General features: G+C 69.4%; 1 protein-coding gene. It reads left to right on the top strand.

Annotation, left to right across the window (positions count from 1 at the left end):
* Nucleotides 1-52: 52 nt before the first annotated feature.
* A partial coding sequence (locus PSD17_RS23625; protein WP_339124560.1) for an IS5 family transposase occupies nucleotides 53-530 on the top strand: 478 nt, incomplete at its 3' end.

Here is a 530-nt window from a genome sequence, read left to right as displayed (position 1 = left end):
ACTCGGCGTGGCGGCCGTAGTAGTCGCCCGGACCTGTTGATCATCCGGTCGGGTGTGTGTCTGTACCTGCAAACCGGCGTATGACTCCTCGGTGACCGACGCCCAGTGGGTGTTGATCGAGCCGTTGCTGCCCCGCCCGGCGGCGGTGTTGGGCGGGCGCCCGTACGTGCACTCCCGCCGGTTGATCATCGACACGATCTCTTATGTGCTGGTCAGCGGGTGCGCTTGGCGGCTGGTCCCGCACGATCTGGCCCCGTGGAGCATCGCCTACCAGTGGTTTCGGGCCTGGACCCGCGACGGCACCTGGGACCGGGTCCACGAGGTGCTGCGTGAGCGGGTCCGCATCGCCGACGGGCGTGACCCGCAGCCCTCGGCGGCGGTGCTGGACTCCCAGTCGGCGAAGTCCAGCGAGGGCGGTGAACAGATCGGCTACGACGCCGGTAAACGCGTCCGGGGCCGCAAGCGCCACCTGCTGGTCGACACCCTGGGCCTGGTGCTGCACGTGGTGGTGCACTCGGCGTCGGTGCAGG

Source organism: Pseudonocardia sp. D17 (assembly GCF_036984265.1).
Lineage (GTDB): Bacteria > Actinomycetota > Actinomycetes > Mycobacteriales > Pseudonocardiaceae > Pseudonocardia > Pseudonocardia benzenivorans.
The sequence above is the reverse complement of the archived record's forward strand: the minus strand, read 5'-3'. Positions and strand labels throughout refer to the sequence as shown.